Origin of the sequence: Kocuria sp. LUK, from assembly GCF_021012935.1 — a bacterium.
Lineage (GTDB): Bacteria > Actinomycetota > Actinomycetes > Actinomycetales > Micrococcaceae > Kocuria > Kocuria flava.
Genome location: NZ_JAJMZI010000001.1, coordinates 298179 through 324673, shown reverse-complemented (window position 1 = coordinate 324673; position 26495 = coordinate 298179). Strand labels below are relative to the sequence as shown.

The 26495-nt window shown below is 70.8% G+C and carries 35 protein-coding genes; 20 read left to right on the top strand and 15 right to left on the bottom strand.

All coding sequences use genetic code 11. The annotated features are described in order from the left end of the window. Nucleotides 1-65 precede the first annotated feature (65 nt). A complete protein-coding gene (locus tag LQU92_RS01520) occupies nucleotides 66-695 on the bottom strand; it encodes a LysE/ArgO family amino acid transporter (protein WP_230660135.1) in 630 nt (209 codons plus the stop codon). Nucleotides 696-970: 275 nt separating this feature from the next. Here LQU92_RS01520 and LQU92_RS01515 point away from each other — a divergent pair, with 275 nt between their 5' ends. Further along, nucleotides 971-1579 (top strand): PadR family transcriptional regulator, encoded by a 609-nt coding sequence (locus LQU92_RS01515; protein ID WP_230660132.1) that lies wholly within the window; start codon nucleotides 971-973, stop codon nucleotides 1577-1579. A 129-nt stretch (nucleotides 1580-1708) separates the two neighbouring features. Here the strand turns inward: LQU92_RS01515 and LQU92_RS01510 are convergent, their stop codons facing one another. From LQU92_RS01510 to LQU92_RS01500, 3 genes are all read right to left on the bottom strand, one after another. Next, a complete protein-coding gene (locus LQU92_RS01510; RefSeq protein ID WP_230660129.1) occupies nucleotides 1709-2104 on the bottom strand; it encodes a hypothetical protein in 396 nt (131 codons plus the stop codon). Between the two features lie 89 nt (nucleotides 2105-2193). Then, a complete protein-coding gene (locus LQU92_RS01505; protein WP_230660126.1) occupies nucleotides 2194-2661 on the bottom strand; it encodes a hypothetical protein in 468 nt (155 codons plus the stop codon). 209 nt (nucleotides 2662-2870) lie between these two features. Further along, nucleotides 2871-4097 carry a polysaccharide pyruvyl transferase family protein gene (locus tag LQU92_RS01500; protein WP_230660123.1) on the bottom strand — a complete coding sequence of 409 codons (1227 nt, stop codon included), beginning with the start codon at nucleotides 4095-4097 and terminating at the stop codon, nucleotides 2871-2873. Nucleotides 4098-4556: 459 nt separating this feature from the next. On the opposite strand from LQU92_RS01500, the gene LQU92_RS01495 reads away from it, so the two are divergent. Together LQU92_RS01495 and LQU92_RS01490 are read left to right on the top strand one after the other, a co-directional pair. Beyond that, nucleotides 4557-4787: a hypothetical protein gene (locus LQU92_RS01495; protein ID WP_230660120.1), complete on the top strand. Its 231-nt coding sequence runs from the start codon at nucleotides 4557-4559 to the stop codon at nucleotides 4785-4787. Between the two features lie 116 nt (nucleotides 4788-4903). Further along, nucleotides 4904-5509, top strand: coding sequence for a potassium channel family protein (locus LQU92_RS01490; protein WP_230660117.1), 606 nt, complete (start codon nucleotides 4904-4906; stop codon nucleotides 5507-5509). A 165-nt stretch (nucleotides 5510-5674) separates the two neighbouring features. On the opposite strand, the gene LQU92_RS01485 is transcribed toward LQU92_RS01490, so the two are convergent. Continuing rightward, on the bottom strand, nucleotides 5675-6472 hold the full coding sequence (locus LQU92_RS01485) for a DUF4175 domain-containing protein (protein ID WP_230660115.1): 798 nt from the start codon (nucleotides 6470-6472) through the stop codon (nucleotides 5675-5677). A 187-nt stretch (nucleotides 6473-6659) separates the two neighbouring features. Here LQU92_RS01485 and LQU92_RS01480 point away from each other — a divergent pair, with 187 nt between their 5' ends. From LQU92_RS01480 to LQU92_RS01465, 4 genes are all read left to right on the top strand, one after another. Continuing rightward, on the top strand, nucleotides 6660-6863 hold the full coding sequence (locus tag LQU92_RS01480) for a hypothetical protein (RefSeq protein WP_230660112.1): 204 nt from the start codon (nucleotides 6660-6662) through the stop codon (nucleotides 6861-6863). A gap of 87 nt (nucleotides 6864-6950) precedes the next feature. Then, the gene (locus tag LQU92_RS01475; RefSeq protein ID WP_230660109.1) at nucleotides 6951-7202 is read left to right on the top strand and encodes a DUF6458 family protein; all 252 of its coding nucleotides are present in this window, start codon (nucleotides 6951-6953) and stop codon (nucleotides 7200-7202) included. A 380-nt stretch (nucleotides 7203-7582) separates the two neighbouring features. Then, on the top strand, nucleotides 7583-7780 hold the full coding sequence (locus LQU92_RS01470; RefSeq protein ID WP_230660106.1) for a hypothetical protein: 198 nt from the start codon (nucleotides 7583-7585) through the stop codon (nucleotides 7778-7780). Nucleotides 7781-7957: 177 nt separating this feature from the next. Then, entirely contained in the window at nucleotides 7958-9526 is a 1569-nt protein-coding gene (locus LQU92_RS01465) for an MFS transporter (RefSeq protein WP_230660103.1), read from the top strand. Nucleotides 9527-9636: 110 nt separating this feature from the next. On the opposite strand, the gene LQU92_RS01460 is transcribed toward LQU92_RS01465, so the two are convergent. Then, complete coding sequence (locus LQU92_RS01460) at nucleotides 9637-9951, bottom strand: EthD family reductase (protein WP_101852365.1); 315 nt, start codon at nucleotides 9949-9951, stop codon at nucleotides 9637-9639. Between the two features lie 144 nt (nucleotides 9952-10095). Further along, nucleotides 10096-10767 carry a pentapeptide repeat-containing protein gene (locus LQU92_RS01455; protein WP_230660099.1) on the bottom strand — a complete coding sequence of 224 codons (672 nt, stop codon included), beginning with the start codon at nucleotides 10765-10767 and terminating at the stop codon, nucleotides 10096-10098. Nucleotides 10768-10909: 142 nt separating this feature from the next. Here LQU92_RS01455 and LQU92_RS01450 point away from each other — a divergent pair, with 142 nt between their 5' ends. Further along, nucleotides 10910-11128 carry a hypothetical protein gene (locus LQU92_RS01450; RefSeq protein ID WP_230660096.1) on the top strand — a complete coding sequence of 73 codons (219 nt, stop codon included), beginning with the start codon at nucleotides 10910-10912 and terminating at the stop codon, nucleotides 11126-11128. A gap of 39 nt (nucleotides 11129-11167) precedes the next feature. On the opposite strand, the gene LQU92_RS01445 is transcribed toward LQU92_RS01450, so the two are convergent. The 4 genes from LQU92_RS01445 to LQU92_RS01430 all read right to left on the bottom strand — a co-directional run bounded on the left by LQU92_RS01445 (nucleotide 11168) and on the right by LQU92_RS01430 (nucleotide 13557). Then, entirely contained in the window at nucleotides 11168-11395 is a 228-nt protein-coding gene (locus tag LQU92_RS01445) for a hypothetical protein (protein WP_230660093.1), read from the bottom strand. Between the two features lie 64 nt (nucleotides 11396-11459). After that, nucleotides 11460-12290, bottom strand: coding sequence for a hypothetical protein (locus tag LQU92_RS01440; RefSeq protein ID WP_230660090.1), 831 nt, complete (start codon nucleotides 12288-12290; stop codon nucleotides 11460-11462). Between the two features lie 330 nt (nucleotides 12291-12620). Next, the gene (locus LQU92_RS01435; protein ID WP_230660087.1) at nucleotides 12621-12902 is read right to left on the bottom strand and encodes a hypothetical protein; all 282 of its coding nucleotides are present in this window, start codon (nucleotides 12900-12902) and stop codon (nucleotides 12621-12623) included. 235 nt (nucleotides 12903-13137) lie between these two features. Continuing rightward, nucleotides 13138-13557 (bottom strand): hypothetical protein, encoded by a 420-nt coding sequence (locus LQU92_RS01430; protein ID WP_230660084.1) that lies wholly within the window; start codon nucleotides 13555-13557, stop codon nucleotides 13138-13140. A 302-nt stretch (nucleotides 13558-13859) separates the two neighbouring features. Here LQU92_RS01430 and LQU92_RS01425 point away from each other — a divergent pair, with 302 nt between their 5' ends. From LQU92_RS01425 to LQU92_RS01415, 3 genes are all read left to right on the top strand, one after another. Further along, the gene (locus LQU92_RS01425) at nucleotides 13860-14453 is read left to right on the top strand and encodes a recombinase family protein (protein WP_230660081.1); all 594 of its coding nucleotides are present in this window, start codon (nucleotides 13860-13862) and stop codon (nucleotides 14451-14453) included. A 238-nt stretch (nucleotides 14454-14691) separates the two neighbouring features. Next, a complete protein-coding gene (locus LQU92_RS15180; protein WP_230660078.1) occupies nucleotides 14692-15432 on the top strand; it encodes an abortive infection family protein in 741 nt (246 codons plus the stop codon). A 126-nt stretch (nucleotides 15433-15558) separates the two neighbouring features. Continuing rightward, nucleotides 15559-15750 carry a hypothetical protein gene (locus tag LQU92_RS01415; RefSeq protein WP_230660076.1) on the top strand — a complete coding sequence of 64 codons (192 nt, stop codon included), beginning with the start codon at nucleotides 15559-15561 and terminating at the stop codon, nucleotides 15748-15750. Between the two features lie 111 nt (nucleotides 15751-15861). Here LQU92_RS01415 and LQU92_RS01410 read toward each other — a convergent pair whose 3' ends face one another. The 4 genes from LQU92_RS01410 to LQU92_RS01395 all read right to left on the bottom strand — a co-directional run bounded on the left by LQU92_RS01410 (nucleotide 15862) and on the right by LQU92_RS01395 (nucleotide 19368). After that, nucleotides 15862-16503: an isoprenylcysteine carboxylmethyltransferase family protein gene (locus tag LQU92_RS01410; RefSeq protein WP_230660072.1), complete on the bottom strand. Its 642-nt coding sequence runs from the start codon at nucleotides 16501-16503 to the stop codon at nucleotides 15862-15864. 85 nt (nucleotides 16504-16588) lie between these two features. Continuing rightward, nucleotides 16589-17338 carry a cytochrome c biogenesis CcdA family protein gene (locus LQU92_RS01405; protein WP_230660069.1) on the bottom strand — a complete coding sequence of 250 codons (750 nt, stop codon included), beginning with the start codon at nucleotides 17336-17338 and terminating at the stop codon, nucleotides 16589-16591. A gap of 201 nt (nucleotides 17339-17539) precedes the next feature. Beyond that, nucleotides 17540-17929: a helix-turn-helix transcriptional regulator gene (locus LQU92_RS01400; RefSeq protein ID WP_230660066.1), complete on the bottom strand. Its 390-nt coding sequence runs from the start codon at nucleotides 17927-17929 to the stop codon at nucleotides 17540-17542. Further along, nucleotides 17893-19368: a phenylacetate--CoA ligase family protein gene (locus LQU92_RS01395; RefSeq protein WP_230660063.1), complete on the bottom strand. Its 1476-nt coding sequence runs from the start codon at nucleotides 19366-19368 to the stop codon at nucleotides 17893-17895. Before LQU92_RS01395 ends, LQU92_RS01400 begins: the two co-directional genes overlap by 37 nt. 320 nt (nucleotides 19369-19688) lie before the next feature. On the opposite strand from LQU92_RS01395, the gene lspA reads away from it, so the two are divergent. From lspA to LQU92_RS01350, 9 genes are all read left to right on the top strand, one after another. Continuing rightward, nucleotides 19689-20240: a signal peptidase II gene (gene lspA, locus LQU92_RS01390; RefSeq protein ID WP_255666936.1), complete on the top strand. Its 552-nt coding sequence runs from the start codon at nucleotides 19689-19691 to the stop codon at nucleotides 20238-20240. Between the two features lie 81 nt (nucleotides 20241-20321). Continuing rightward, entirely contained in the window at nucleotides 20322-21014 is a 693-nt protein-coding gene (locus LQU92_RS01385) for a thioredoxin domain-containing protein (RefSeq protein WP_230660060.1), read from the top strand. Nucleotides 21015-21063: 49 nt separating this feature from the next. Continuing rightward, the gene (locus tag LQU92_RS01380; RefSeq protein WP_230660057.1) at nucleotides 21064-21708 is read left to right on the top strand and encodes a vitamin K epoxide reductase family protein; all 645 of its coding nucleotides are present in this window, start codon (nucleotides 21064-21066) and stop codon (nucleotides 21706-21708) included. Between the two features lie 150 nt (nucleotides 21709-21858). Continuing rightward, nucleotides 21859-22209: a helix-turn-helix transcriptional regulator gene (locus tag LQU92_RS01375; RefSeq protein WP_230660054.1), complete on the top strand. Its 351-nt coding sequence runs from the start codon at nucleotides 21859-21861 to the stop codon at nucleotides 22207-22209. Beyond that, a complete protein-coding gene (locus LQU92_RS01370; RefSeq protein WP_230660051.1) occupies nucleotides 22206-22859 on the top strand; it encodes a cation diffusion facilitator family transporter in 654 nt (217 codons plus the stop codon). Before LQU92_RS01375 ends, LQU92_RS01370 begins: the two co-directional genes overlap by 4 nt. Nucleotides 22860-23098: 239 nt before the next feature. After that, nucleotides 23099-23701: a cadmium resistance transporter gene (locus LQU92_RS01365; protein WP_230660049.1), complete on the top strand. Its 603-nt coding sequence runs from the start codon at nucleotides 23099-23101 to the stop codon at nucleotides 23699-23701. A 176-nt stretch (nucleotides 23702-23877) separates the two neighbouring features. Continuing rightward, a complete protein-coding gene (locus LQU92_RS01360; RefSeq protein WP_230660046.1) occupies nucleotides 23878-24510 on the top strand; it encodes a class I SAM-dependent methyltransferase in 633 nt (210 codons plus the stop codon). Continuing rightward, entirely contained in the window at nucleotides 24507-25043 is a 537-nt protein-coding gene (locus LQU92_RS01355) for a DinB family protein (RefSeq protein ID WP_230660043.1), read from the top strand. The genes LQU92_RS01360 and LQU92_RS01355 overlap by 4 nt, the downstream gene beginning before the upstream one ends. After that, complete coding sequence (locus LQU92_RS01350) at nucleotides 25033-26373, top strand: PD-(D/E)XK nuclease family protein (RefSeq protein WP_230660040.1); 1341 nt, start codon at nucleotides 25033-25035, stop codon at nucleotides 26371-26373. The genes LQU92_RS01355 and LQU92_RS01350 overlap by 11 nt, the downstream gene beginning before the upstream one ends. The last annotated feature ends 122 nt before the right edge of the window (nucleotides 26374-26495 follow it).

Below are 26495 nucleotides of genomic sequence, written 5' to 3'. Positions count from 1 at the left end.
TCGGCGTGCTCGCCGGGCGGGTGCACCTCATGTGTGCGGAGTCGCACCCTCATCGTTCACCCGGCTCAGAGGGCGGTGAGGAGCACGCTGGTGGCCAGCGCCAGCATCATCAGCGCGGTGGCCCCGTCCAGGACCTGCCAGGTGATCGGGCGGGTGAAAGCCGGCCGCAGCACCCCGATGCCGAACCCCACTGCCAGGAACCACAGCGCGCTGGCGGTGATGGCTCCGGCGCCGAACCACCACTGGTTCCCCGCCCCGCAGGAGGTCGCGGCAGTACCGAGCACCAGCACGGTCTCCAGGAGCACGTGCGGGTTCAGCCAGGTGATCGCGGTGATCGCCAGCGCGGTCCGTCCTGCCCCGCTGAGACATCGACCGGTGGTGGCGGCCAGGGCGGCAGAAGGATGCACGGCCCGGCGGGCCGACAGGCCTGCGTATCCGTAGAGGAACCCGGCGCCACCGACGGCCAGGGCGGTGGGAACCCAGGGGTGGGTGGTGAGGATCTGGCTCATCCCGGTGATCCCGGAGCCGATCAGCAGCGCGTCGGAGACGATGCAGATGCCGACGACGAGTCCGACGTGACGGTGGGCCAGGCCCTGGCGGATGAGGAAGGTGTTCTGCGCTCCCAGGGAGGTCAGCAGCGCGAGGTTGGCCCCGAAGCCGAGCAGCGCCGCGGCGGTGACGGTGGTGGCAGGCATGGCAGGGACCTTCCGCAGGCGCACAGGACGCAGCGACGACCGAGAGGGGAGCCGTCACCTGCGATGTGGGCTGGACCCGCGCAGCACGGGACGGACCCGGGGGGTCCCCGGCCGTGCCGACTGTGGCGACGACTGGTGCGGCGACGGTGGCGCCGGCCGACCTTGACCGGCAGCAGCACCTCCGCCGAGACTTGGCTCGTGCAATACTCCCCTGGGGAGCATGAGGGCTTCATGGTGCTCCCACTAGGAGGAATGGGTCAATGGATGCGCCGAAGATGACGACGACCTCGTACGCGATCCTGGGTCTGCTGGCGATCAAGCCGTGGTCCACCTACGAGCTGGCCCAGCAGGTGCACGTGCGGATGCGCCGGTTCTGGCCCCGGGCCGAGAGCAAGCTCTACGAGGAGCCGAAGAGGCTGCTGGCCCGCGGGCTGGCTGCCGCCGAGAGCGGCCGGGTCGGCAAGCGGAAGCGGACCCTGTACTCGGTCACCACTGCGGGCCGGGCCCAGCTGGGCCGGTGGCTGGCCGAGCCGGGTGGGGCGCCGGTGCTGGAGTTCGAGGCGCTGCTGAAGGTCTTCTTCGCCGAGCACGGCACGAAGGCCGACCTGCTGGCCACTCTCGCCGCCGTGCAGGACTGGGCCGCTCAGCAGCTGGCGGAGGACGCACGGACCGCGGACCGCTACCTCACCGGCGACGGCCCGTTCCCCGCGCGGGGCGCCCATCTGGTGCTGGTGGGGAGGTTCCTGTCCGACTTCGCCGACATGACGGGGCGGTGGGCTCAATGGGCGGCCGAGGAGGTGCGGCAGTGGCCGCCGGACCTCGGGAAGGCAACCGCGAACCAGGAGGCCTTGACCGAGATCGCTCGGCGCAAGCCGCACTGGTGACCGCAGCGCCGCAGCTGCCCGGGGTGGCCTACCGGTCAGCGGCGGCCGGGAGCATCACCGGGTGGGCGTTCAACGGCGCAGGCTCGAGGACGCGGTGGGTGACGGTCGAGGACCTGCGTCCGGCGCGCCTCAGCTGGCGGCGGGGAGCCGTCGGACCATGGCCACGCTGCTGCCGGGGACGATGCCGTACAGGAACGCCCCGACCGTCTCGAAGCCGTGCTCCTGAACAGCCTGGGCGATCTCCACCTGCCCCTCGTCGGCGCCGGTGAAGCCGGTGACGGTGCCCGCGGCGAAGACCGGCCCGGAGCCCGTCTCGGACTCCACGACCTTCCACCGGGTCGGGCCGGTGAACCCGGGTCCGGCGTCCTCGCCCCACTCCACCACCAGCGCGTAGAGCGTGTCGGTGCCCTCCTCCAGCTCCTCGATCGCGCGCCGCACGCTGCTGCGCAGCACATGGATGTCCCCGCCGCACTCCTGCTCCAGGTGCTCGCGCAGGAAGACCAGCAGGGCGTCGTGGTCAGGCATGGGCTCCTCCTTCGGTTCCACCACGGGGTCTATGGCACCCGATGGTAGATCGGCTCCGCACCGAGCAGAACAGGCCCGGCCGGAGAGACTCAGCCGGTGGGGGCGCGGTAGCGCCGTCGCCACAGCGTGAGCCCGGCGACGGCCCCCTGCCCGGCCAGGACGATGAAACCGTGGAGCCCGTCGGTGACCTCGATCTCGGCCACGGCCCCCTCTCGCCGGGCCGACACGAGACGGAGGTCCGGGTCGGTATGGGAGAGGTCCGGCAGGCAGGCGTCGAGGTCGTCGAGGATCTCGACCCACACCTGGTGCCCGTCCGGGGCGTCGGGGTAGGTCTGCGGGTCCGACCCGGCCGGCGGTGCGAGACGACCGGCCGAGAGCAGCTGCGCGGTGCAGGCCCGGTCGGCGTCGTATGGGATCGTCACCGTGGCCCCGGAGGTGCACCGGACCGCGGCCGTGTCCGGGTCCGGGGCGACGACCGCGGTGCGGGGGCGCGACCGGGCCTGCTCCACCGCCGCCGGCTGGTGGAGAAAGGTCCAGGCGACGGGACGGGTGTTCATGGGCACCTCGGATGTGCAGGGCGTTCTGCACGAAGTCCGGGCGCTTGGCCGGGAACCCCTGACAGTACGTCGTCGTCACCCCGACAGGGCGCCTGTCCGACGTGTTCGTGCGGACGTCGACGCCGGTGATCGAGGCGCCCGCCGCAGTTCCGACGGACGCGCACACCCGACCGCGAGCTGTGTGATCCCCCGCGGTCGCCGAGCCGGCCTCAGCGGCGGTGGAACCAGCCGCGGTGCCGGCTCTCCGGTGCGGCCCGGTGCGTGCCGTCGCCGTGGTGCCGGCCGCCGGGATAGAGGGTCCGCGCCTCGGCCAGCTTCTCCTCCCGCAGCGCTGCCGCGATCGCCGGGAACGACACCGCGGCGGACGAGGTGCTCAGCCGGTGCTCGCCCGCGGCGGTGACCGTCCACCCGGTGCCGGCCTCCAGCAGCGACCGGTGCTTGGTCCGGTAGTAGTCGTCGCTGACCTCCAGGGCGGTGCCGGCGGCCCCGCAGGCGGCGGCGAGCAGGTGGAAGTGGAACCGGGTCGTCAGCCACGTCTGCCCGGGGCGCGCCGGGAAGCCCTCGAGCCACACCTGGGTGAACGGCACGAAGTGCTCGGCGGGGATCAGGTCGGCCAGCTGCTCGAAGCCGGTCCGGTCCGCCCCGGGGATGGCCTCCAGGTAGCGCACCGTCCGCCCGGCCAGCGGGCCCTCCAGGGCGGCGCGCACCGCGGCGACCGCGGCCTCGGCGGCGCCGGGGGAGGAGGTGTCGGACTGCAGGCACACCCACACGTCCCTGTCCGGCTCCCCGTCCTGCACCGGGTGCCCGGTGAAGCCGGGGACGGCCTCCAGGCCCAGGAAGGCGTCGTCGGGGCCCTGGGCCACCCCGGCCAGCTCGGCGCTGGGGGCGTCGCGGACGGTCGCGTGGTCGAAGGCCGCCAGCGCTTCGCGCACCGCGGTCCCGTCGGCGGCGGGGAACAGGCCCAGGCCGGTGGCGTACAGCTCGGCGCCGGTGAGCTCCTTGAGCCGGCGCGCCGCGCGCAGCAGCCCGGCGTGGTGGGGCCAGATCGCGTTGATGTAGCCGCCGCCGAGCAGGTGCACGGAGCCCGCCCGGCGCAGGGCCAGCAGCCCGAGGTCGTAGCGCGGGGAGCCGAGGTCGGTGATCACCCGGTCGATGTGGGCGCCGGCGGTCACCGGGTCCATGGCGGTCGTGTCGACGATCAGGCGCCACAGCGTGTCGGTGAACCGCACCCGCGGGTGCAGCGAGCCGACGAGGTGGGCGGCCTGGCCGGGGTTGGTGCAGTCCAGCCACACCTCGGCCTCGGGGTGGACGGCGGCCAGGTGGCGCAGCCAGGCGGCGGCGATGAACTCGTCCCCGAAGTTCGGGTGGCCGGTCGGGGCGACGAGGTAGAGGACCGGGGCGGACGGGGGCTGCTCGTGGTGGGATGTGCGCGGCATCAGCCCAGGCTATCGGCCGGTCGAGCCCGGAGCCGTGGGGATGGTCAGCCGGCCTCGAGCAGGGCGACGTGCACCTGGCTCCTGCGCTCCGCGCACCCGTGCGAGGCGATGTCCGCCCAGAGGCCACCGGTCAGCCCCGTTCCCCACACGTCGTCGGCGCCCGCGGCAACGACGGTGTGGGAGTCGGCACGGCAGTGGCCGTGCGGGGCCGGCGGAGCCCGACGGTCGTCGACGCCGTGGATCCCTTGCCGGACGCCGTGGCGCAGCCGGTCGGTGTGAGTGCGGCCCGGGACGGGAGGACGAGGGCGCGGCGGACAACAGGACCCATGGGCAGGTGCGAAGGCCGACGACGCGGCGCCGTGCCGGTCTGCCCGCACTTGCGAGCCCTCCCGATCGTGCCTGTGTACGGTGACGAACAGGGGCCGCGCCCTCAGCGGCCCACGACGAGAGGAACCCAGGATGTCCCCCCGCACCCTGATCACCCGCGGCCTGGCCGCCACCGCGCTGGCCACCACCATGGCGATCGCCGGGATCGCCCCGGCCTCGGCCTACAGCGCCACCGTGTACTACTTCGCCACGAAAGCTCGTTGCGAGGCGCAGCAGCCGGCCTACAAATCCAGCTGGACCAGCGTCTCCACGTGCCAGCCCAACGGCGGCGGATGGTCGTTCCGGGTGGTGTACTACAGCTGATGTCCGCTCAGGAGACGGTGCGCAGCTGGGTCCAGTCGGTGGTGCAGCGCGGGGAGAGGTCTTCCTGCTGATTGCGCCACGGCGTCGGCGCCGCACGAGCAGAGAGGGACTCGCCGATGAGCGCACCCCGCGTTCCCCCGCGCCCGAAACCGACCACCCGGTTGAGCCGGACGGGGGAGACGCTGCTGACCCACGCCCGCCGCGCCTGGCCGGGGATCCGCCGGGAGGTGCTGCCGGCGCTGCTCGTCTTCTGGGTCAACCTCGTCGCCTGCGGCCTGGTGTTCGCCGCCCTGGAGCCCGACGACGACTGGTTCCTGGGCCTGTACTGGTCGGCGGTCACCGGCTCCACCACCGGCTACGGCGACGTGCTGCCGCAGAGCACGGCCGCGACCGTGCTGACGATCTACGCGATCGCCTCCTCCTGGTTGCTGAACCTCGTCGTGGCCACGCTGCTGATCAAGAACGGCATCCCCGAACCCCACCTGTTCACCGACGCCGAGCAGCGCCACGGCCAGGCCCACGACGCCGTGCAGACCGCCCACGCCCACTACCAGACCGCCATGCTCGAGCGGCTCTGCCGGCAACGGACGGACGCCGATCCGCACACGGACCCGGCCTACCGGCAGCTGCGGGACGCCGAGGAGCGGCTGCACGAGGCCGAGGCGGCTCTGCACGACGAGCAGCACGAGCGCGGTGAGGCCTGGGCGCCCGGCGTGCACTGACCGGCAGGGCGGTTTCCCCTCCTTCCCGTCCTCGGCCTGCGCCGTCGTCCGTGGAGCTCCGCGCCGCCGAGAAAGTGGATCACCTGTCCCGCGTGCCGCAACGCCGGGACGCAGCACGGCCTGTGCGCAGGTGTGCGCCAGGGCGGCGGCGTCGATGCCGGCGGGCTATCTCGGGAGGTCGGTGCCGGCCTGTTCCTGGAGCCTCCCGGTGTGCCGGTGCCAGCGGTTCTCCAGCCGGACCGCATTCTCCAGCCAGCCGCCGGTGGCGGGGAAGGGGATGACCTCCTCGGTGGTCGCGAAGTACCCGAGCTGGGCCTCGGTGCTGAGGTAGGTCTCGCCCTTCCAGGACAGTGCGCGGGCGGTGTAGCCCAGCTCGACGCCGTGCTTGCGCAGCTCGGTGATCCAGGTGTCGACCGCGGGGTCCTGGTGCGAGGAGAAGGGCACGCTGGTGATCTGCCGGCGCCCGTCCTGGTCGAACAGCACGTGCAGGACCGGGGCCGACTCGGTGAGCGCCCCGCCGCCGTTCTGGGCTAGGATGATGCGGCGCACGGTCCGGTAGGAGGCTACGACGGAGGCCACGTCCGCCCAGGGGATGCTCCGGCGGACCGGGGCGTCGGCACCGACGGTGCTCCACTCGGTGGTCTCGATGCCGGCCTCGCGCAGGGTGCAGGTCGAGCGGTGGCGGGCGTGCCAGGCTCCACGCCGCACCAGGCCCACCGTCTTGACCAGGAGTAGGACTCCGGCCGCGACGAAGACCAGTGTGAACAGCAGCCACGGGCTCCGGAACGCGATCATAAGGTACACCGGAACGCCGACGAAGAGTCCGGCGAGAACCGCCAGGAAGAACAGGCCGACCACCGCGGCGCCGCGCCAGAACAGGTTCTCCCGCTGCTCCCCGAGGACGTGGACGACCGGGCTCCCGGTCAGGGAGGTCTCGGGCGCGGGGCGAGGGTCCGGGGTCACGTCGGTGTGCTCGCTCTCGTCACGTGGTGGCTGCGGCCGGGCGGGGTGCTCCGGGGCTCTCGGAGCCTATCGGCAAGCATGTCCGAGGAGCCGGAGACGGCCCGCGCCCGGGCGATGGACGCACGCCGGGGCGGCCCGCCGGCGCGTGGGACGATGCGGTGAGCACGACGGTCGAAGAGGAGGGGGCATGGTGAACCCGAGGACGCAGTGGGCGACGCCGGGACTGGCGGTGGTGCTGACGGCGGTGCTGTGGGGGGCACTGGGCGGCTGGCAGTGGTGGTTCCCGGGGCTGTGGTTCGCGGCCCTCGTCGTCGTCGGCCTGACCGGCACCCGGAACGGATCGCGGGGCAGGCCCCGGGAGCCCTCCGCGGACACTGCTCGGCCGTACTGAACGAGCGAGCAGGCGCCGGGCGGCGTGCCACAATGGAGGAGTTACGAAAGCAAACGACCTGCTCCACCCTCACCCCTGGAGGTCACCGTGAACCGCTCCTTCTCCGCCGGCGCCGCCGTCACCCTCGTCCTCGGCCTGATCCTGCTGTTCGCCGTCTCCGCGCAGAGCCTGTCGCTGGGGAGCTTCTCCATCGACCTGGGCGTCCTGGGGTGGATCCTCACGGTCTCCGGCGCCGTGCTGCTGGTGCTCTCGATGATCCCGCGGCGCACCCGCGCCCAGACCCGCCACGTGGACGCGGCCGGCCACGAGTCGGTCACCGACCGGGAGGCCCAGATCTGAGGCCGGTCGTCCGTGCCGGTTCCGCGCCGCCACCCGTCGTGACGGCCCCCGCGCCCCCGGGTGCGGGGGCCGTCACGGTCTTCCGCGGCTCCCGTGCGCCCGGAGGTCGTTCCCGACGGCCCGAACCGCTCGTGCGGGACCGCCCGGGGACGGTCGGCACCCCGGTCCGCTCCGTCGCGCCGCTCGGGCTCCGCATGCCGGCCGGGTCCGCGGAGCTGCAAGACTGGCGGGCATGACCGCAAGCGCTCTGCCGTACTGGCTGGAGGTCGTCCGCGCCCTGGGCGCCGGGACCGGGCCTACGACGGCACCACGAACCAGGATGCTCCGGCCGCGCCCCGGGCGCGCCGGCTGACCTGGATCGGACGAGGGGAGTGAACCCGATGGCGCAGAAGACCCCGCGGTACAAGGTCGGCCTCGACCACGCCTTCGAGGAGCTGGCCAGCCCGAACCCGGACGGCACCTACAGCGTGCGCATCCCGTCCGAGGGCGACCGCGTGATCGTGGTCCCCACCGAGTCCAGGGCGAAGGTCGTCGCCGAGGCCGAGGCGCTGCGGATCAAGCTCAGCCCGGCCGCCTGAGACCGGTCCTCCGCACGGGCGCACCGTCAGGCACGCCCGGGTCCGTGCCGGCGCCGCTGCCCCGCCGGCCCCGTCCCGCCGCTGCAGGACGGGCTGCGGCCGCCGTGCCCGGGCCGCAGGTCTACCCTGGTCGTGCCCCTGATCAGTGGACTGCCCCGGAAGGACGGTGGTTGCGGCATGGACTCCCCGTGGCCCGGCACGGACGCTGCGGCCGACGCACGCCGGGACGCCGACGAGAGGCCACCGGCGACGACGACCGGTGGCACAGCCGCTCAGCACGTCCCCCCGGGACGGGAGCCGCGGACGGCGGCCGAGCCCGACGCCGACCGGTGGCGGATCCTGGCGGTGCTGCTCGTGGCGATCTTCATGTCGCTGGTGGGGGTGAGCATCGTCAACGTCGGTCTCCCGTCGATCCAGGAGGGGCTGGGGGCCAGCCGGACCCAGATCCAGTGGGTGCTCTCCGGGTACGCGCTGACCTTCGGCGTGGTGCTGGTGGCGGCCGGGCGGGCGGGGGACATCTTCGGCCGCGGCTTCCTGTTCGTGCTCGGGGCCGCCGTCTTCACCCTCGCCTCGCTGGCAGCGGGCTTCGCCTCCGACCCGGCGGTGCTCACCGCCGCCCGGTTCGTCCAGGGCCTGGGCTCGGGACTGCTCAACCCGCAGGGGGTGGGCATGATCCAGCAGTACTTCCGCGGGGCGGAACGGGGCCGGGCCTTCGGGCTGTTCGGCAGCGTGGTGGGCATCTCCGTGGGCGTCGGCCCGCTGCTCGGCGGGCTGCTCATCCACCTGGGCGGTGCCGCCGAGGGGTGGCGCTGGATGTTCTTCGTCAACGTGCCGGTGGGTGTGCTCGCCCTGGCGCTGGCGTTCGCCTGGTTCCCGCGGCCGCTGCTGAGACGCGGGCACGGGCGGACCGCGGGGAAGGTCTTGTCCGAGCTGGACCCCGTCGGCGCCCTCCTGCTGGGGACGGCGGTCCTGGCCCTGCTGCTGCCGTTCATCGAGGCCAGGGCCGCGACCTCGGCCTGGTGGTGGGCGCTGCTGCCCGCCGGGGCGGCACTGCTGTCGGCCTGGCTGCTGTGGGAGCGCCGGTACAGGGCCGCCGGCCGCAGCCCGATGGTCGACCTGGCGATCTTCCGGGTCCGCAGCTTCTCCTACGGCTCGGCCCTCATCGGTCTCTACTTCCTCGGCGTCACCAGTGTGTGGGTGCTGCTCGCCCTCTACATGCAGCAGGGCCTCGGGCACACCGCGCTGGAGAGCGGACTGATCGGCCTGCCCAACGCCCTGGCCAGCGCCCTCGCCGCGAACTGGGCCGGGCGCCACGTGCTGCGCCTCGGCAGGGCGGTCGTGGTGGGCGGGATGCTCAGCGTGCTGCTCGGCCTGGCCCTCAGCGTGCTCGTCATCCAGCTCGAGGGCCGCGGGATCGGCAGCGAGTGGTGGCTGCTGGCCACCCTCGTCCTCGTCGGGCTGGGACAGGGTGCGGTGGTCAGCCCCAACCAGACCCTGTCCCTGGCGGAGGTCCCGCTGGAGTACGCCGGCAGCACCGGGGGGATCATGCAGACCGGTCAGCGCATCGGGACCTCGATCGGCATCGCCGTCGTCACCGCGGTGTCCTTCACCGTCCTGCCCACCGCGGGCTGGGCCCATGCGATCACCGCCGGCTTCGCGATGATCGCCGCCGTCATCCTCTGCGCCCTGGCCGTGGGCGTCGCCGACCTGCGCCACCGGCGCAGGGCCGGCGGCCACCCCGCCTGAGGCGGCTCCCGCGGGGGAACGGGCCCCGTCGTCGTCGGCACACCGGGTGCTGACGACGACGGGTCCCGTCGCCCCCGGGCCCTCGCCCCGTGGGCGCCGCGCATGTCCGGTCAGGCCCGCGCGGGCTCGACCACGGGGTAGTGCAGGGCCACCGCCCCGCCGGTGGCGTAGTTGGGCATGTCCGCCTGCAGGGCCGCCCCGGCGGCCGACGACAGGGCCCTGCCCATGGCCTCGGCGTCGGGGAAGTCGGCCTCGAAGACCGCGAAGTACGGGGAGTCGCCCTCGGCCGCGGCGACGTCGAGGCTGTAGCGCCAGGCCAGCACCTCCGGCAGGTCCTCCACCATGGGCAGGTGGACGGAGGTGTAGTGGTCCGCGAACGCCGCGCGGTCCGTCGGCTCCGGGTAGAACACCATGAGTCTGTGCATCTCGATCCTTCCCGCGGGTCCACCGCGTGCGTGCCGTCCGGCTGCCGCGGCGCCGCTGCGCCACGGGGGCCCCAGTCTAGGGACCCGAGGCGCGCGGACCCCGGAGGACCCGGCCGCCGTGACGGGGCGCTCGCCGGCCGGCGCTCAGGCCTCGACGTCGATGCCCAGGTGCGCGGCGAGCTGCGGAGCGAGCAGCTGCAGCTGGAGGGCGTCGACGGTCGTGCCGCGCAGGTCGCCCGGGCCGGTGATCTCGGGCAGAGCGACCCCGCGCAGGTCGACGTCGGCCAGTGCGGCCCCGGTGACGTCCAGGGCGCCCACCTCCGAGCCGGGGAACGCCATCCGCTCGACGCGGGCCCCGGCGAGGTCGAGCTCCCCGATGACGCAGTCCTCGAACGACACGTCCCGCGCGTCGGCCCCCCGAAGGCTCAGGTAGCCGACCTTGCACCCGCGCACGTGCACGGCGTCCCACGTGCCCTCGACGCACTGCAGCACGCCGAGCCGGGAGCGCTCGAGCAGGCTGTGGCGCAGCGCGGCGTAGGCGGCGGTGACCGTGGGGACGTCGAGGCGCGAGAGCCGGCAGTCGGTGAGCCGGGTGCCCGTCAGCTCGAGCTCGTGGGCGTTCAGCTCGGCGAAGGAGCACGCGCTGAAGCCGACGTCCGTGAGCTCCGTGCCGGTGAGGTCGTCGCCCGTGAACGCCAGGGCCTCGTACGTGGCGAAGGGGCGCAGCGGCGTGCCGGAGCCGGCTCCGAGATCGGGCAGCTCGAGGGCGCGGATCCGTGGGGGAGCGGGGGTGGTGCGGCGGGCCATGCGCTCCACGGTAGTTCCTCCGGGCCGTCCACCGGTCCCCGGGCCGGCCCCGGGACTCCCGCAGAACGGCGGACGGCGTCCCCGGGGTGCCGAGGGGACTCCGTGGCGCATGTCAGGCCGGGCACAGGAACCGGTGGCAGGCTCGGGCACCATGAGCACCCCGCCGACCGGCCGCCACCACGAGAGCACCCCGACCGCGCGCACGGCCTTCCGCGCCCTGACGGCGCTGCTGACCGCCGCGCTCGTCGCCGGCGCCGTGCACTTCGCCGAGCTCGAGCTGCTCACCGCCGCGATGCTCACGGCCGTGGCCGGGATCGCGGTCGACGTGCGGCAGACCGCCCGGCTCGCGCGGGTGCGGGTCCGCCCGTAGCGGACCGGGCGCCGTGGTCGGCGCCCGGGACTCGGGGGTTCAGCGGACGAACGGGCCGTGGGCCGTCATCCAGTCGTCCAGCCACCGCTCCAGTGCGTCGGCGTCCCCCGCCGGGGCGTGGACCAGCAGCGCGTCGGCGGCGCGCCGCTGCACCGTGTCGACGCCGGGCCGGCGGGCGGGCCCGAGCGCCGTGAGATCCACCACGGTGGCCCCGCGCGCGGCGACGGCGGCGTGCGCGCCGACGTCGAAGCCCTCCGGCTCGGCCACGACGACGACGGCGGGGGACCCGCCCGGCGCCGGCAGCGGCGGCCGGCCCGTGCGCAGGTCGGGGCTACCGCGGCAGGTGCCGCTGCAGCCACAGGGTCAGCCACAGCTTCAGGCGCAGCTCGTCCCAGTCGGGGACGTCCACGACCAGGGCGGCGGGGCCGTAGCGGTGCACCGACGCGACGCCGTCCCGGTCGGCGAGCTCGGCGATCAGCTCCTCCACGACCTGCGGGTGGGCCGCGGGGATGTCCTCGCGCAGGCCGACGTCGAAGCAGTCGACCTCGGCCACCACCGTCACCAGCGGCTCCTCGATCGCCGCGGCCTCCGGACCGTGCCCGTGCAGGGCGTCGACGGTGCGGCCGACGTGGACGCGCATCTCGTCCCCGGTCATCGGCGTGCGGCCGTGGGCGGACTGGTAGGCGCTGAACAGCGGGATGCCGGGGAGGAAGATCTGGTGGTGGTCCGAGGCCAGCACGGGATAGTTCAGCAGCGGGTGGTCGGCGATCCGGTGCTCCCCGACCCGCCACCGCGCCTGCGGCGCGAGGTCGGTGATCACCTCGGCGAGGTAGGAGACGAAGCCGTCGACGAGCGCCAGCGACTCCGCCGGCGGGTGCGGGTCGACCAGCCGGCCGTGGCGGGCCCAGCTGGGCCAGGACGACCGCGTCGGGTCCTCCTCCAGTGCGGCCGCCGTCACGCCGAGCTCCGACACCCGGTCGGTGATCCACGCCCACAGCGGGCCCACCGAGTCCGGTGTCCCGTCGAGGACGACGACGTCGTCCGCCGCGGCGGAGACCGTCGCCCGCAGCGCACCGAGCGCGGTGGCCCGCTCGCGGAGGAACGCGTCCAGGGCGTCGGCGGCCTGGGCGGCGGTCATCAGCTCGTACGGCACGTCCCTCATGGCACCGACCCTAACCCCGCCCGCCCCCGTCGTCGGGCGCTCGGCGCGTCGTCGGCACCGGTGCGTTCCGCGGACGGCCCGGTCCCGGCCCTCCCGCGCCGGTGTCGGTGTCCGCAGGAGCCCCGCCACAGTCTTCCCTGAAGGCCGCTCCTCGAGCAGGTCCCCGCGGACCCACGCCCTGAGCACCTCCAGGACCACGCCGACGAGCAGGCCGAGCTCGAGCGAGGAGGCGCGGTGGGTGAAGGCAATCAGCACCGCGCCGGCGCACGCGCCCAGCACCGCGCCGCGCACGATGTGCCGTCCGGCGGGCACCCCGGGGACCACCACGGCTCAGGCCGGGCGGGAGCGGGCGTGCAGCAGGGTCGTGGTGGCCACCACGACGACGGCGGCCAGCGCGATGAAGCCGTGGAGCCCCGGGACGAAGCCGGCGACCGCCACGGCCGCCACCGCGGCCAGGCAGCACCACGAGCCGAGAACGGCACGCCGTCGTCGGCGGACGCCCACGGACTCGCCGACCAGCAGCGGCCACGTGGTGGCGGTGAGCGCGACGAGACAGGCGATGAGGCCGACGGGCACGGCGATCGAGCCGTCGGTGAGGATCGGGTCAGGCACCGCGGGGTGCTCCGTTCTGGAGTCGTCGGTCCGCCGGCCTCGGCGGACCGTGGATTCTCTTTCGCGAACGTACCAGAGCATGTGGCGACGAACTCTCCCACGGCCCCGGTGCCCTGGGCGTGGAGCCTCCTCTCGTGCAGCCACCACGCCACGGCGTCACCGTCCTGAGGTCAGCGGGGCCGGACCCCAGGAGGTCTCGCCCCCGCAGACGGTCGCACGTCCTCCGGGGCGGGGCTCACCGCTCTGCGTCCTGGAGATCGTCGAGCAACCACTCCGCCAGCTGTCCGGGGGGCACCACGACCGTGGCTTCCTGCACCTGCCTGGCCTCTTCAGGACTGAGACCGACCTCGGCGTCGCCGGCCGTCCCGACGATGTGCACGAGGCGCGCAACGGCGTATCCGGTGGCCAGGGTCGCACTCCAGGCCGGGCAGTGGTCGTACCAGGGGTGGTGCGGATCGGCGCTGCACGCCTCCAGCCACCGCGCCGAAGCCAACGGGTACGGAGCGGGCGGCAGAAGGCACCGGTGCAGCACCCACGTGACATCGGCCCACCGGCCGGCAGGAGTGCTGACCATGGGATAGAAGGTCGCGACCCAGTGGGTCGCGGAGTGCGGGAACAATTCCACAGCGAGGATCCTGGGGGCGGAGGCGTCCATGCCGACTTCCTGTTTGCTGACGAACAATCACGTCGCAAGGAGGCGGCGGGGGACTGGGCCCCACAGCGGGCGAGAACACGGCCCGAGGGTGATGGTCAATGGTAGTCCCGGCATCGGGACAAGCAGAACCTCGACGATCAATGTGACTGCGGGGTTCTCGCAAACCATGGGATGCGAGACGTCTCATCGAAATTTTTTGCGGCCGCGAGATCCTGCGGCGAGAAATGTCTCGTAGCTATGTGCTTTATCCTGAGGTCTGGAATCGGTTACTCACCGTAGGTTGCGAGACAGATGGGGTTGACGTGGGCAAGTTGATCGGGTACGCGCGTGTGTCGACACGTCAGCAGGATGCGGACCGTCAAGGGCATGACCTGCTCGCAGCGGGTGTGCGGCGCGATGATCTGTACGTTGACCATGGAGTGTCTGGAGGACGCGCCTCTCGTCCCGCCTTCGATAAGGCCGTTGCGGCACTGGAGGAGGGTGACACGCTGGTGATCACCACGCTGGACCGCTTGGGTCGGTCGACGCAGAACATGCTGGCCTTCGCCGAGGCGCTGCGTGGGAAGGGTGCGGGGTTGCGGGTGTTGAACCTCGGTGGGGGAGACGTGGACACGCACACTCCGATGGGGTCGATGGTCTTCACTGTCATGGCCGCTCTGGCGCAGATGGAGTTGGAAATCAAGCGGGAGAGGATCACCGACTCGGTGGCCAAGCGCCGGGCCGCGGGCAAGGATTTGGGCGGGCGGCGTCCCACTTTCACCGACTCCCAGATCCGCAATGCGGTACGGCTGATCGAGGGCGGGGAGCCGGCTACCCAGGTGGCCCGGGATCTCGGGATGTCGCGGGCCACCCTCTACCGGCGCATCCGCGAGCTGCCGCTGCCGACGACCATCTGAGAATGTCGGTGCCTGTGGACATCGTGATGCGTATGACGCACCTGTGCGGGCTTTTCATCGCACAGGGTAATCGGGCACGACAACCACCCCCGGTTGCCTGAGCTCCTCGTGGGCGCATCCGGGCCCTCATGAGGCTCCCGACGTGCATCGGTACCTTCAGCCAGAGCAATGATTCGCTTTCGGATACTCTCACCTCATGCCGGGAGAAGATGGCCTCAGCAAAGGCGAGGCGATGAAGGTGGCGCATCAGTTCATCGGAGTGTCGGGCGGCTACCTCGGTGACTTCAGCTACCGGACGCATGCGGAGTTTTACCCCGAATTTTGTGACCTCCCGCAGATCGATCCCGACTCCCCGGAATACTCAGGCACCACCCGAGAGCGGTTCATTCAGATACTTTCGTCCCGATCACAGCGGGAGCAGGCAGCGATTCTGCGTGGGTTGCTCGACAGATTCGCCGAGGACGCCGACGAGAACGAGGACCGGGCTCGGATGCGCCTGACCATGACCGAATGGATTTGGAAGCTCGAAAGCACCTCTCCCGTCCGCGTTGACCTCCCGTCCGAGACTCGAGCAGTCGTGATTCGGGCGCTCAACGACGCAGACGCGCTCCTTTCTCAGTTCGGAGCCACAAGCGTGGTTGATCGTGTGCACACCGCTCTTCACGGACATTTGCACGCCATGTGCGAAGCGGCTGGCCTGTCAGTGGCAAAGGACGCAACCCTCGCTGCTCTGCTCAAGTCGCTTCGCACATCGCATCCTGCGCTTGTCCCCAGCGGACCGCGTGCGGCTGACATCACGCGCATGCTACAGGCGATGGGAACGGTGCTGGACGCGTTGAATCCGCTCAGGAACCACGCCAGTGTGGCGCATCCGAATCGTGAGCTACTGGGCGAGCACGAAGCAATGCTGGCGGTGAACGCCGCACGAACCATTTTTGTGTACCTGGAATCCAAGATCAGCATCCAGAATCACTCGTAACGCAGTCGGGCCTGCTGCAGCTTCAAGCGGCTACAAGGCCTGCGGGGTTGCGCATGGGGTTCACCTACGGGCGTCGAGACCGGCACCGTTGCTCAGGATCTCCAGACCGCCGCGCAGGTGGTGGAGATGCTGCTCATCCGCGATCACACTCGGATGAAGCGGGAAGCAGTCACCCCGTATGACAGCACTCACGAACAGCAGTTCCGCCTGTTGCCGGTGTCTCACCCTAAGGACTGGGTTGCGGTCTCCGAGAACTTCAAGGACGGGCGGTCCCTCGACCACTCAGGCGAGTACCAGGAACACGAACCCGACACCTGAACGGGTATGGCCTCAGGAACACCGGTGTCGTGGCACCACCGGGCCCCTTGCTAGGGTCCGCTTCCGCCATGCTTTTGTTGGTGCAGCCCTTGTGTCGTGGCGGTCCCCATCTCAGGACGCCCCCTCGCTATGGGGTGTGCGATGGAGCCGGCCGAGGCCGGGCAGGAACCGGCCGACCCTGGCGGCGTAGGAGGCGTAGTCCTGACGGTGGGTGGCCAGCAGGTAGGGCTCCTCCACGAGGCGGACCTGGAGCTCGACGGCCACCAGCAGGCACAGCCACGCCGTTGCGCTGACCACGGTGGGCACCATGAGCATCAGGCCGGCCAGGGTGGTGAGCATCGCGGTGAAGATCGGGTTGCGGACCACCGCGAAGGCCCCGGTGGTGACCAGCTCGGTGCGTTCGGTGGCGTCCACCCCGATCCGCCAGGAGGAGCCCATGCCGGCCTGGGAGGCCAGCACGCCGAGGAACCCGAGGACGGTGATGACCAGACCGGCCCAGGGAACAGCCTCCGGCAGGCGGGGTGCGGTCACGGTGCCGGTAAGGGCCAGCACGGGCCCGGCCGCACCGAGCACCAGGGCCACGGCGAAGAGGACCCCGCCCCACCACTCGGCCGTCCCGGGTGCTCCGCTCAAGCCCCGGAAGCCGGTGGAGCCGGTGCGGGCCCGGTGGATCCAGGTCCGCACACCGAAGGCGGCCACCAGACCGGTCAGATACAGGCCCAGTGCGAGGGTGGGGGCCATCTCCGTCATCATCGTCGTCCTCCTTGGAGTGGTGGGTCAGCCCGTGCTTGGGCGGCCTACATGGGATTGGGCGCCCATGAGGGGCATCCTGTGGGGCTCAGACGGGGGTGATGAAGGTGCCGGCGAGGCTTTGGAGCTGGTAGATCCACTGCATCCAGATTCCGGTCACCATCAGTAGCCCGACGGCGATGAGCACGCAGCCGCCGGCGAGGTTAAAGGTGCGGATATTGCGGCGGATGTAGGTCAGGGTCGTGGTGACCCAGTTGAGCCCGGCGGCGACCAGGACGAAGGGGATGCCCAGTCCCAGGCAGTAGAGGAAGCCCAGTAGCGCCCCGCGCCAGGCCCCGCCGGTGGTGGTGCTCAGCGCCAGCACGGCGCTGAGTGTCGGGCCCATGCAGGGGGTCCAACCCAGGCCGAAGACCACCCCCAGCAGCGGTGCCCCGGCGATGCCGGTCCGCGGGGCGAAGGAGGGTTTGAGAGTGCGCTGGAAGAGGGAGAACTTGCCCACCATGACCAGTCCCATGAGGATGACCAGCAGGCCCAGGGTGCGGATCATGGGGTCTTGCCAGCGCACCAGCCACCCGCCCAGGGTGCCGAAGGCCGCCCCGTAGAGAGTGAAGACCGCAGCAAAGCCGAGGATGAACAGGCCCACCCCGGCCAGCACCTGTCGGCGATTGTCCGGGCTGGTGGGATTGGTCAGTCCGGAGACGTAGCCGAGGTAGCCCGGCACCAGCGGCAGGATGCACGGGGAGACGAAGGAGACGAACCCGGCGATCATCGCCAGGGGCGCTGCGATGAGCAGGGCCCCGGAGTTCACGGTCTCGGCGAAGTAGCCTCCGATGCTCATGCCCGCCCCTCCCCGCTCCTGCGGGACGACGAGGCATCAGATGCGCCGCCGAGACGTTCGAGGTGGACGCCTGGGGCGGTCAGGCGGACGGCAGGGTAAGACACGGCTGGGAGATTCTCCTGAGATTGGGGCGAGGGCCCACCGGTCTGACCGGCGCCCCAACACCTGGGTTTCACCGCGACGGGCGCAGCGCAGCAGGGTCTATGGCAGGGGGGCGACCGTGGCGGTGTGGTTCTGGCGGTTCTGCTGGGCGGCCGTGCCGTAGGTCGGACACAGGTCCACCGCGTTGCCGGTGGCGGCCAGCAGACCCTCGGCGGCAGCAAGCAGGTCCATCAGCTCGGGACGAGTCAGGGAGTAGTAGATGCTGCGCCCTTGGGTGCGGCCCTGCACGAGCCCGCACTCGCGCAGACAGGCCACGTGGGCGGAGACGGTGGACTGGGCCAGGCCCAGTTCGGCGGTCAGATCCCCGACGCGGACCTCGCCGTGGGCCATCCGCTGCACGATGGCCAGCCGCTTGGGGTCTCCCAGGGAGTGGAACAGGGCCGCGGCCGGGTTCAGGCCGGCATCTGCACAGTCAGACATGATCGCCATACGTCGATCATAGCAACGAGGGGTTCCCCCTCCTGCCGGAGCGGAATCGGTGCTGGTGTCTCTGCGATCAGGACGGCTTCCACGGGATGACCACGCGCAGTTTCCCCCCCGGCGGTCAGGTGCGGGGGCTCGGGGTCGAGGGTAAGACGCACGTGCCCCAAGCCGTGGTCGGTCAGCACGCGGGTGATCTGCTCGTGGGCGGCGTGCCCGGCACTGGCCGGGTCCGTGCCGGGGGCCGGGCGCAGCCGCAGGGTGAGGCTGGTGGGTCCGGTCTGGACGATCTGGGACTGCTGTATCTCGGGGATTCGGTCCAGGACCGAGCTCAGCGTCAGTGGGGTGAGCATGACGGCAGTGCCGTCGGGACGGACGAAGGTGAGCAGCTCGCCGGTACGGCCCTGGACGCGGATGGCCGGCAGTGGGTTGCCGCATGGGCAGGGGTCGGGGCGGACGAGCACACTGTCGCCGAGGTCGTAGCGCAGGATCGGCTGGATACGGTTGGCCAGGTTGGACACCAGCACGGTGTGTGAGGGCTGCCCGTCGGCCACGGGCTGGTAATCGGCGTCGACCGGCTCGAGGAGCACCCAGTCGCTGTTGACGTGCGACCAGTTGTACTGGCAGCTGTAGCTGAGGAACGGGCACTCGGTGGCGGCGTAGCTGTGGCGCACCTTGGCTCCGAAGGCCTGCGCGATCCGGGGGTGCTCCTCCTCGGGCAGCCCCTCGGCTGAGAGCACGACCAGGGCCGGGTGGATATGCAGTCGCCCGGCCTCCTGTTCTGCTGCCAGCAACCGCCCGGTGGAGGCGTAGGGGGCCAGTACGACCGGGTCGAAGGCGTTGAGCTGGGCCACCAGCTGCGGCAGGGGGTCTTGGACCGAGAAGGCGCCGACACGGGAAGCGGTTCGGCCCCGGCGCAGGCTCGCGGCGGCCGCCCCGGAGGCGAAATGCCCGCCGGTGGCGGCCACGATGGCCAGGCGCCCGCCCCGGGTGAGGAGGCGGGCCAGGTCGGCTGCGGTAAGCCAGTCAGTGAGCATCCGCACGGCCATCGCGGAGGTCACCGCCATGGAGTCGCTGTCGACCAGGAACAGCCCGCGGACACCAGTGGTGCCGGAGGTGGTGGCCACGGTGTAGCGGCCGGCCAGTTGGTGGCCGATCAGGGCAGGATCGGCCACGAACGCCTCGACGTCAGCGAGGGTGACGGCCGGGTCGGTCACCCATTCGTCGAAGTGGGCCATCAGCTGGGCCTTGGTGGTGATCGGTAGCAGCTGCGGGTCGGTGATGGTGGCCGGCAGACCTTGGTAGTGGCGGCGGTAGTACGGGGAGCCGGTCCGGGCGTGCACCACCATGTCCGCCAGGCGGCCCCGTTGCCGACGGGCGAGGCCCTCGGCGTCACCTCTTCGGGCCGCGCGGGCATCGAGCAACAGGCGGAGAGTGTGTGGTGGCATGCCGTGTCCTGGGTCTGCGTGGAGGTTCCATGGCCGCGGGCTCGCCCGAAGCCATGGTCTGGGCGGGCGCCGGCCCGGACAGCGAGCCAGAGGCCGTGATCGATTATTGCGCTAATATCGCCTCAAGGCGATGACCGGGGCAGGGCGGGCACCGTCTCTGCTGGGCAGGTCTCGCCTGGGCGCCCGCCCCGCCGCAACACCCTGGCGACGCCGGTGCACTCCCGGGTGCGCCCCAGCTGCGGTGTCTACGATGCCCTGGGCCCCGAGCCTGCCCGATCCACCTCTGCACCCCTGGCCCCACCGATGGAGGAGACCCACTGATGCGCCATACCCGCGGGGGCCCCTCGGGCCCTTCCCTGGCCGGCACACCGGCGGCCTCGAAGCAGCACCGCCCCGGGTCGACCCTCCGCCCTCGGATCGTGTTGATGGTGGGGGCGCTTCTTCTGGCCGGAGCGGATCTGGGAGTGAAGGCCGCCGCTGTGGCCGGGCTGTCGGGGGGAGCGACAGTGGATTTGGGACTGCTCAATCTGCGGCTGTACTACAACCCTGGGGTGGCCTTCAGCCTGGGTGCCGCCTTCCCGTCATGGGTCATCATCGTCGCCACCGGGGTCATCATCGCCGGCTTGACCTGGTATCTGCTGTCCACAGCTGCCACCATGACCCGGCTCGTGCGGTCCGGAGCGGTCCTGATGCTCGGGGGTGCGGCCGGGAACTTCCTCGACCGCCTCGACGGCAACGGGGTGGTGGACTATTTGCACACCAGCTGGTTCCCGACGTTCAACTTGGCCGACGTCTTCGTCACCACCGGGGTGGCCCTGCTGATGGTGGGCACGTTCGTGCACTCGGATCCTCCTCCCACCTCCGAGGAATAGCCCCGGGGCCGCCGACCCCTCCCCGTTCCGCGTCCGCCCCAGCGCCATCGGCGCACTCACCTGCCACCGAAGGGATCCTGCGTGAGCACCCCCACCGATATTCCAGTGACCACCTCGCCGAAGAGGTCCTCGACAAGGTCCAAGCTCGTCGTCTGGGCGATCTTGGCTGCTGTGGTAACAGCCGGGATCATCGCCTTCTTGGTCGCCCGCGGGTCCTCCACCGCCGCCGCCCCGGAAGATGCCGGGCAGGTGGTGCGGGAGAACAGCCGGGTGCTCTCGAAGGCCCCGGATGAGCAGGCGGTGTTGGTGGAGTTCCTGGATTATGAGTGCGAGTCCTGCCGGGCCGCATACCCCTTCATCGAGGACCTGCGGACCGAGTACGCCGACACGGTGACCTTCGTCCACCGCTACTTCCCCCTGCCCGGGCACCGCAACTCCGTCAACGCCGCCGTGGCCGTGGAGGCCGCCGCCCAGCAGGGGCACTACGAGGCGATGTACCAGCGGATGTACGAGACCCAGACCCAGTGGGGGGAATCGGCCGAGGACAAGAGCGCGGTCTTCCGCGGCTTCGCCCAAGACCTCGGGCTGGACATGGCCGCTTTCGATGCCGCGGTGGCCGACCCCGCCACGACCGAACGGATCCAGCTGGATGTGGCCGACGGCCAGGCCCTCGGAGTGCAGGGCACCCCGACGTTCTACCTCGATGGGGAAGTCCTCAACCCGGAGTCCCTGGAGCAGTTCCGCGCCGAGGTCGAGGCCGCCGCCACCGACTGACCCCGCCCACCACGATTACCGCCCGTCCCACTCGACGAGGGAAACCGACATGACCGACCAGCCCACCATTGCTCGCCCCCAGAGCCCCGACCCGGCGGCCGAGCCGCAGGTGCCCGGCTTCGCCCGTCACCGCCCCTTCGCCCTGCTCCTGCTGGCCACCGGGGTCATCGGATGGATCGCCTCGGCGATCCTGGTGCTCGAGCGCCTGGCCCTCTACCGCGACCCCGACCACGTCACCAGCTGCGACATCAACCCCTGGGTGTCCTGCGGGCAGGTCATGGGCACCTGGCAGTCGGAGCTGTTGGGCTTCCCCAACCCGCTGATCGGCATCGTCGCCTTCTCCGTGGTCATCACCACCGCCATGGCGGCCCTGTCCGGGGCGCGGTTCAGCCGCTGGTACTGGGCCGGGCTGCAGATCGGGGTCACACTCGGTGCGGTGTTCGTGATCTGGCTGTGGTCCCAGGCACTGTTCTCCATCTACATCCTGTGCCTGTACTGCATGATCGTGTGGGCTGCGATGATCCCCCTGACCATCCTGCTCACCATCCGCAACCTCGCCCACGGCATCATCCCCTCCCCACCCGGGCTGGTGCGCTTTGCCACCGAGTGGGCCTGGACCCTGGTCGCCATCACCTACGTCGCGGTGGCCGCTTCGGTGTTCTTCCGCTTCTTCACCGCCTTCACCGGCCTCTAACCAGCCACTGAGCGACCTCGGCCCCGGCGCCCCTCAGCGAGGGGCCTGGGGCCGTGACTTGTGCCGATTCAGGGGTGCGGGGCACCGGCAAGCGAGCAACATCACATCGCCATGAGGCGATCAATCGTTGTTAAGCGATAGCATCGGATCATGACGAACAGCAGTTGTGCGACCACGCTGTCTCCGGCCGTGGTCCTGTTCCACTCCCTGTCCGACCCCACCCGACTGACCATCGTGCGTCGTTTTGCCGAAGGCGAGGCCCGGGTACGGGATCTGGTGGAAGAAACCGGCCTGGCCCAGTCCACCGTCTCCGCGCACGTGGGATGCCTGCGCGAGTGCGGGCTGGTGGTCGGGCGCACCGAGGGGCGCCAGACCTTCTACGCCCTGGCCCGCCCGGAGCTGCTGGACCTGCTGTCTGCCGCCGAGACCCTGCTGGCGGCCACCGGCGCCCAGGTCGCCCTCTGCCCCACCTACGGCACCACCACGGAAGAAGACCGATGAGCAACCCCACCACCACTCTGTCTCCCACGGAGACTGAAGCCCTTACTCGCCGCGGGCTGCGCCTGGCCCAGTTCACTGTCGGCTACAACGTCATCGAAGGCATCGTCGCCGTCACCGCCGGCTTGATGGCCGGGCTGGTCTCGGTGGTCGGCTTCGGCATCGACTCGGGCATCGAGTCCATCGCCGCCGTACTGGTGGCCCTGCGCCTCTCTGCCCGACTGCGCCACGGCGAGACCGATGAGCACAAGGAGAAGATCACCCTGCGCCTGGTGGCGGTGACCTTCTTCATCCTCGCCGCCTACGTCACCTACGAAGGCATCCAGTCCCTGATCGAAGGGGAGACCCCGGAGTCCTCCCCGGTGAGCATCATCATCCTGGTGGCCTCCCTGATCATCATGCCGGTCCTGGCCGCGGCCAAGAAGAAGGTGGGCACCGCCCTGGGTGACCAGCTCATCCTGGCTGATGCTGCCGAGACGAAGATCTGTGTGCTGTTGTCGATCTCCACCCTGGCCGGGCTGATCATCTTCGCGCTGACCGGCGCGGCCTGGGTGGATCCGGTGGCCGGGTTCGTCATCGCCGCCTTCGCCCTCATGGAGGGCAAGGAGGCCTGGGAGGGCGAGCTCGTCGAGGACGACGACGATGACGACTGACCGGCACCTCGCCCCGACCGGGACAGTGATCGACGGACACGAACCCGGCGGACGCGATCACCGCGATTGCCCGCTCGAGGACCTCGACACCGCCAGCCACTGATCCCGAGCCAGCCAATCCGGGAGGGGCCTTGCCGCCGGCAGGGCCCCTTCCCCCCTTTTCACCGGCGCCCCCTGAGGCCGCGGTGACCACTTCGCGGCACCACTCGGTGCGCCCCCATCCGAAGGAAAGAGACGCCATGGATTTGCTCGCTCCCGTGCTGCAGGCAATTGGCCTGTTCGCGGCCACCAACATCGACGACATCATCGTGCTGTCCCTGTTCTTCTCCCGCGGGGCCGGGGCCCGCGGCACCACCGCCAAGATCGGCATCGGCCAGTATGTGGGCTTCGGCGGCATCCTGATGGCCTCCGTGCTGGTGACCCTCGGAGCCAGCAGCTTCCTGCCCCCGGAGGCGATCCCCTACTTCGGGCTCATTCCTCTGGTGCTGGGCCTGCACGCGGCGTGGAAGGTCTGGCGCAGCGACGACGACGATGATGACGAGGCGAAGGTCGCCGGCAAACAGGTCAGCATCTGGACCGTCGCGGCAGTGACCTTCGCCAACGGCGGGGACAACATCGGGGTCTACGTGCCCGTGTTCGTCACCGTGGGCCCGGAGGCCATGGTGGCCTACTGCATCGCCTTCCTGGCCATGGTGGCGGTGCTGGTGGCCATCGCCAAGTACGTCGCCACCCGCAAGCCCATCGCCGAGGTCCTGGAGCGGTGGGAACACATTCTGTTCCCCATCGTGCTGATCGGCCTGGGTCTGGTCATCCTCGTCGAGGGCGGCGCTTTCGGCCTGTAGGTCACCCATCGGCGGACCTCAGCCGCGTGGTGGGCCCCTGTGATTCCCTGAACCAGCGTCCGGGCAGGGCGACCGGTGAGGGAGGGTGCGTGGGCTCCCGCTCGGACGGTTCACTGCCGTCGATCGGGGGGCTAGGCTCGGCGGAAACCCCGCAGGGGCCCCGAGAGGTGGAGACCATGCCGAAGATGTCGGCCCTGGAGGCCTCCTTTTGCTGCAGCGCGCCGTGGGGTCTGGTGGCCCGACGGATGATTCCCTGGGCGACCCAGGGGTTCCCCGTCACCGGGGACGTGCTAGAGATCGGCGGGGGCAGCGCCGCCATGGCTGCCGCCCTCGCCCGGTCCCATCCCCGGGTGCGACTCACCACTACCGACGCCGACCCAGTGATGGTCGAGGCCGCCCAGCAACGCCTGGCCGAAGTCCCCTTGGCGCAGGCGCGTCAGGCCGACGCCACCCGGTTGCCCTTCGAGGACGCGTCGTTCGACACGGTCTTGAGTTTCCTGATGCTTCACCACGTCATCGAGTGGGAACGCACGGTAACTGAGGTCGCCCGGGTCCTGCGACCGGGTGGGGCCTTCGTGGGATACGACCTGCTCGCCTCCCGCGCCGCTACCTGGGTGCACCGGGCCGACCGATCCCCTCACCGGCTCATCGAGCCGGGAGCCTTCGAGCCTGCCCTCAGACAAGCAAGCCTGGAGCCGGTGCACCTGCGCGATTCCTTCGGGGGTCGTGTGTTGCGCTTTATCGCCCAGAAGCCGACCAACACGCAGGGCCCTCCCGACAACGACAACGCGTCGAGGAGGACTCGGTGAACAGCGCACCCCTCACCCGCCAGGCGATCCACGAGGAGCTGGACCGGGTCCGGACAGACTTCCACACCTTGGTGACCGCAGCGAGCCCGGAGGATCTGCGCCGCCCCTCGTCCGGCACCCGCTGGACCAACGGCCAACTGCTGTTCCACATGTTCTTCGGCTACCTGGTCGTCCTCCGCCTGCTGCCCCTGGTGCGCCTGATGGGCCGGCTCCCCGATCCGGTCAGCCGCACCTTCGCCCGCCTCCTGGAGGCCGGCACCAGGCCCTTCCACATGATCAACTACCTCAGCGACCGCGGTGCCGCCGGTGTGATCCATGGCCCGCGGCTGCTCCGGTGGTTCGACCGCACCCTGGACACCCTGCAGACCCGACTTCAGGCGGAACCAGAGGACGTGCTGGCCCGGGGAATGCACATGCCCGTCCACTGGGACCCCTACTTCCGCGACTGGATGAGCCTGGCCGAGATCTACCACTACGGCACCCAGCACTACAACCACCACCGCCAGCAACTCAGCCTCAACCGTGCAGCGTGAAGCCGTCAGGTTTCACGGCATCGATGAGGCGTTTGAGGTTCCTGCCCTGGGACAGCATTTACGTGGGGGCGGCCTGGTCTGGCGCTGTCCGCACCGGCCGCTCCGTCTGGTCACCGTTGATGTAGCGTCGCGCTATGACCCCCGATCGACGGACATGAGCGGCTTCGTCACGGCACTCGTGCCCACGCTCTCGCGCAGCCTGGCCGAGAAGTTCAATGTCTTCCGGGTGATGCACCACGGCACCCACGAGAAGCAACTCTCCAACGTCTTCGCCTGGCTGCTGGCAGCCGATGCGACTCACGGACTCGGCGATGCCTTCCAGCGCATCTTCCTCGAAAGGATCAACGCCGGGCTGCCGATCGACAAGCAGCAGCTGCCTTCCACCGGCTACCGCGTGGCCCAGGAAGTCGACACCAGAGGGGACGAGGAAGCCGCGGGCGGTGTGGTCGGCATGGATATCGCCGACATCGTCCTCTCGCGAGAGGATGCCGCCGTCGTCATCGAGAACTACTGGACCGCCGATGGACACGGCCACGACTACCACCGGTACCTCGCCCACGGTGTTGGACCCGGGAGAGCGGCCGCAGTCGTTCTGCTCTGCCACCGCCGGGAGACCCACCGCCAGCGAGATGGATGGGACCAGGCTGTTGTCGTCACCTACGCAGAGGTTCTGGGGGATCTTCAAGCACACGTCGATCGCGATCCGTCGTGGCGCCGGCGGCATCCTGATCAGCGCTTCTTCATCCAGCAGATGATTGACCACTTCGTGGAAGGCCCGGCCGCAGTGAACCTCGACGACCAGATCTCCTTCATCCAGGCCATGTGCGAGACCGGAGAGTCCGCCCGATACGGGTACCGGGATCATGATCGTGCGACCCAGGAGTTCGCCGACCTCGTCGCCGAGCACGCGCGGCGGCAGCTGGAGGACAGCCGCAAGACCCTCACCGCGGTGAAGGCCGGGCTGCGGAGCTTTGCGCAGACGACGCTGACGGAGCAGGTGAACGAGACGGTCCAGAGCGGGCAGGTGGAGAAGGTCGAGGCGAGGCTCGCCGGAAAATGGGAGTGGTGCGTCGCTCTGTACCGCGCTGATGCGCAGCCGACGATCCTCCTCGTGTTCGGGCCCACTGCCGTCGTGGAGAACGAGAGAGCGCCAGAGGTGGTGTCCGACCCTGACTACTCGCGAGTGTTCGTGACGCTTAAAACCGCGGGTCAGCAGAGCCTTAAGCGGATCATGCAGACAGACGTCAGCCTCGGTGAGGTCATCAACGGGCTGTCTCAGGACGATGACCGTCTGCGAGAGGCCGTGCTGGCGGCGGCATCCGGAGGCTGACGGGAACCGGGGTGTTCTCGCCTGAGATGCGGCCCGTTGTCGAGTTGCTCGTGTGAGCAGTCCTGATCCGATCGGCGTGTGTGTCCAACTACTCGCCCAACCCAGAGAAGTTGGCATGTGTC